The 2,800-nt window shown below is 43.1% G+C and carries 1 protein-coding gene and 2 pseudogenes; all 3 read left to right on the top strand.

Annotated features, from left to right (window positions below; all coding sequences use genetic code 11):
- Nucleotides 1-575 (top strand): annotated as a pseudogene (locus C1642_RS18360) (APC family permease); the annotation flags it as partial.
- A gap of 152 nt (nt 576-727) precedes the next feature.
- Entirely contained in the window at nt 728-2,308 is a 1,581-nt protein-coding gene (locus tag C1642_RS18355; protein ID WP_000932295.1) for an aldehyde dehydrogenase (NADP(+)), read from the top strand.
- 162 nt (nt 2,309-2,470) lie between these two features.
- Nucleotides 2,471-2,800, top strand: a pseudogene (gene abaF / locus C1642_RS19965) (fosfomycin efflux MFS transporter AbaF); the annotation flags it as partial.

Here is a 2,800-nt window from a genome sequence, read left to right as displayed (position 1 = left end):
TAGATCCAAAATCAGGTATTCCTCGTTATGCATTATGGTTAACGTTTGCACTTTCAGTATTTTGGACCATGCCGTTTCCATCTTGGGATAAATTAATTTCCGTAGTTTCAGCAGCGTTAGTTTTAAGTTATGCCCTAGCTCCTGTCACAGTGGGTGCTTTACGCCGTAATGCTCCTGAGCTTGAACGTCCATTCTATGTAAAAGGATTTACTGTTCTCGGGCCGCTCGCTTTTGTCATTGCGTCTTTTATTGTGTATTGGTCTGGCTGGAATGTCATTTCATGGTTATTAGGCGCACAAATCGTGTTGTTTGCACTCTACGTCATTTTTAAGCGCTATGTACCAACCCAAGAAGTCAGCCTTGCCCAACAGTTAAAGTCATCAACATGGCTCCTTGTTTACTACATTTTAATGATTCTTGCCTCTTACCTTGGCAGCTTCGGTGATGGCGCATCACACCTATTGGCAGCGCCTTTCGACACCTTATTCGTCATGGTGATTTCTCTTGGTTGCTACTACTGGGGTATACGCTCAGGTTTACCAAAAGCACTGATTAAAAATGACGATGAAGCTTAGCGATCGTTTGCTTAAACACATATAAGTTAAGGTTTTCTTTTGATTAATACCGTATACAAAATACAATATTCTCAAATGTAAAACCTTCGCTTTGATAACTCTCCAACGTCAGAAGAAGCACTTTTGACGTTCACTCTCAAGTGAGGTTGATAATGTTAAATATTACTGGTCAAAATTTTATTGCAGGTCAACGTTCAAGTGCAGGCAGTAAGTTTGTATTAAGCTACGATGCTGCAACAGATGAAGCATTACCCTATCAGTTTGCTCAGGCCACTCCTGAAGAAATTGATCAGGCAGCTCAAGCAGCTGCATTGGCTTATCCGGCTTTTAGACAAACTACGCCAGAACAACGCGCTGTTTTTCTAGAAACGATTGCCAGTGAAATTGATGCGCTTGATGACCAGTTTATTGCAACAGTCTGTCAAGAAACTGCCTTACCAGAAGCGCGTATTCGCGGTGAACGTGGGCGGACCACAGGTCAATTACGTCTGTTTGCTCAAGTATTACGTCGTGGTGACTATTTAGGCGCCCGTATTGATTTGGCTTTACCTGAACGTCAACCACTTCCACGTCCAGATTTACGTCAATATAAAATCGGCGTTGGACCAGTGGCCGTATTTGGTGCGAGTAACTTCCCTCTTGCCTTTTCTACTGCGGGTGGCGATACCGCTTCAGCACTTGCGGCTGGATGTCCTGTTATTGTGAAGGCTCATAGCGGTCACATGGCAACGGCCGAATCAATTGCAAATGCCATTTGTAGTGCGATTGAGAAATGCGCTATGCCAAAAGGCATCTTTAGCATGATTTATGGTCAAGGTGTCGGTGAGCCACTGGTAAAACATCCAGCAATTAAAGCTGTTGGATTTACAGGTTCACTTAAAGGTGGTCGTGCTCTATGCGATTTAGCTGCCGCACGTCCTGAACCCATTCCTGTTTTTGCCGAAATGTCGAGCATTAACCCAATGATTTTATTACCCGAAGCTCTAAAAGTGCGTGGTGATAAAATTGCGACCGAACTTAGTGGTTCAGTGGTTTTAGGCTGCGGTCAGTTCTGTACCAATCCGGGTTTAATTATTGGAATTAAATCACCGGAATTTAGCCAATTCCTTGACCATTTCAAGGCTGCAATGGCTCAGCAACCGCCACAAACTATGCTTAACAAAGGTACTTTAAGAAGTTACGAGCATGGTCTTAAAGAATTACTCGCACATGACAAAATTGAGCATTTAGCGGGTCAACCCCAACAAGGTCCGCAAGCCTATCCTCAGCTCTTTAAAGCCGATGTATCTCTTTTACTAGAGCATGATGAATTACTTCAAGAAGAAGTATTCGGCCCTACTACGATTGTGATTGAAGTTGAATCGGCAGAGCAGCTTGCTCTCGCTTTAAATGGTCTACGTGGTCAACTTACAGCATCATTAATTGCCGAGCCACAAGATTTTGAGAACTTCGCGACCCTTATTCCATTACTCGAAGAAAAAGCAGGACGTTTACTTCTAAATGGTTACCCAACAGGTGTGGAGGTCTGTGATGCCATGGTTCACGGCGGGCCATATCCTGCAACTTCAGATGCACGTGGTACATCGGTAGGAACCTTGGCAATCGAGCGTTATTTACGTCCAGTATGTTATCAAAACTATCCAGATCACTTATTGCCACTCGCCCTTCAAAATACCAATCCGCTTGGTATCGCGCGCTTGGTTAATGGTGAAATGAGTAAAGCTGCTCTTTAATTTTTTTAAAGGAGTTTATCCAAGTGATGAACTCCTTTTTTATTTACATCAACGCCTCACAACGTAGCCGCACATTATTTAAACAAAAAAGTGCAAAAAATGAATAGCAAGATGCTCCATCAAATCAATGCGTAACATATTTTCAAATAAGGATATTGGTATATGACGACAACATTAAAAAAGGTTGTAGCGGCCTCCATGGTTGGCTCCGTAGCAGAATGGTATGAATTTTTCCTTTATGGAACCGCTTCTGCCCTCGTCTTTGGCGAACTTTTCTTTCAACAAACCGGCAATGCTATAGATGGAATTTTGGCGGCCTTTGCCCTGTATGCCGTTGGCTTTTTAGCAAGACCTCTCGGTGGCCTCGTGTTTGGTCACTACGGCGATAAAATTGGGCGCAAGAAATTATTGCAAATTAGCCTGATTATTGTCGGTATCACTACTTTTTTAATGGGCTGTATTCCTACCTTCCATCAAATTGGCTATTGGGCT

The organism is Acinetobacter sp. AKBS16 (assembly GCF_002899995.1).
GTDB lineage: Bacteria > Pseudomonadota > Gammaproteobacteria > Pseudomonadales > Moraxellaceae > Acinetobacter > Acinetobacter baumannii.
This window is presented reverse-complemented; position numbering and strand designations above follow the sequence as displayed.

What these genes read in the sequence shown, in the direction of transcription:
- C1642_RS18355 (WP_000932295.1), top strand. Translation starts at nt 728, where the DNA reads ATGTTAAATATTACTGGTCAAAATTTTATTGCAGGTCAACGTTCAAGT.